Origin of the sequence: Burkholderia sp. E168m23, from assembly GCF_016586125.1 — a bacterium.
GTDB classification, from domain to species: Bacteria; Pseudomonadota; Gammaproteobacteria; order Burkholderiales; family Burkholderiaceae; genus Burkholderia; species Burkholderia orbicola.
Map to the genome: position 1 here is coordinate 1 of NZ_BCPP01001253.1, position 1,636 is coordinate 1,636.

Consider the following 1,636-nt stretch of genomic DNA (forward strand, 5'->3'; position numbering starts at 1 on the left):
TGCCGCGCGTGCGTGCAGGAGTGCCCGATGCTGATCGAACACGTCGACGCGATCGTCGACATGCGCCGCAACCGCACGCTCGTGCACGGCACGGTGCCGGGCAAGGGCCAGGAAGTGCTCGCGAACCTGCGCGAGACCGGCACGATGGGCGGCTACGACACGGCCGCGCGCTACGACTGGTCGGTGGACCTGAGCGCGCCGGTCGCGCAGCCGGGCAAGCCGGTCGACGTGCTGTTCGTCGCGGGCGAAGGCGCGTTCGACATGCGTTACCAGCGCACGCTGCGTGCGTTCGTGAAGGTGCTGAACAAGGCCGGTGTCGATTACGCGGTGCTCGGCTCGACCGAGACCGACACGGGCGACGTCGCGCGCCGGCTCGGCGACGAAGCGACGTTCCAGCAGATGGCGAAGCGCCTGATCGGCACGCTCGGCACGCTGTCGTACCAGCAGATCGTGACGGCCGACCCGCACGTGATGCACAGCCTGCGCAACGAATACCGCGCGCTCGGGCTGCGCGTGACGGTCAAGCATCACACGACCTATCTGGCCGAACTGGCCGACAGCGGCAAGATCGCGCCGAAGGCGGTCGAGGCGCTGCAGGAGAAGCGCACGACCTACCACGATCCGTGCTACCTCGGCCGCTACAACGGCGAGATCGAAGCACCGCGCAAGCTGTTGAAGACGATCGGCATCCAGGTCGTCGAGATGGAGCGCAACGGCATGCGCGGCCGCTGCTGCGGTGGTGGCGGCGGCGCGCCGCTGACCGACATCCCCGGCAAGCAGCGCATCCCGGACATCCGCATCGCCGACGCGCGCACGATCGGCGCGGACGTCGTCGCGGTGGCTTGCCCGAATTGCACGGCCATGCTCGAAGGCGTCGTGGGCCCGCGCCCCGACGTGCTCGACGTCGCCGAACTCGTCGCCGCCTCGCTGGAGTGAATCGATGAATACGATTAAACGAATCGATCCGCGCCGGCCGTTCATCATCACGGCCGCCGGCCTGAAGCGCATCACGCTCGGCGAGGAAGGCAGCGCCGATGCGAACGCCGCGCAATGGTCCGCGCATGGTCATGGCGCCGCGGCCGCGAAGCCGCGCCGCGCGCTGCAGGACCCGAAGCACGTGATGCTGGTGGTCGCGCACAGCGAACGCGGCGCGCTCGACGACCATTCACGACAGGCGATCGCCGCCGCCGCCGTGCTTGCCGATGCGCAGACGGAAGTCGCGCTGCTGGCATTCGGAGAACTGAAGGATGACGTCGCGGAACTCGGCGTCGACAAGCTGATCGAGCTGGCCGGCTTCGATCGCCGCGCGTTCGATCCCGAAAGCGAACTGCAAGCATTGCAGGCCTGCGTGGCCGCGCTCGCCCCGAAACACGTGTTCGTGCCCGACAACGCGACGGGCGACGGCGATCTCGGCCGGCGTTACGCGGCGGCCGCCGGCGCGAGCGTCGCGACCCACGTCGTCGAGATCGACGCAAAGCATGTGGGCGCGTATGCGCAGGCGGGGCGTGCGTTCGCGACCCGTGCGCTGCCCGACGTGATCCTGCTCGCGCAGAACGCGGTGGACGCGAAGCTGCCGTTCGTCGGCGCCGGCGAGCGGCTGGCCGCCGATTTCATCCGCCCCGCGCATGACGCCGCG

At 69.6% G+C, this 1,636-nt stretch carries 1 protein-coding gene and 1 pseudogene; both read left to right on the forward strand.

The window, feature by feature from the left end; all coding sequences use genetic code 11:
- Positions 1-936: (Fe-S)-binding protein (locus JMF90_RS36280; RefSeq protein ID WP_201326264.1), on the forward strand; the 936-nt coding region annotated here is incomplete at its 5' end.
- Between the two features lie 4 nt (positions 937-940).
- Positions 941-1,636, forward strand: a pseudogene (locus tag JMF90_RS36285) (electron transfer flavoprotein subunit alpha/FixB family protein); the annotation flags it as partial.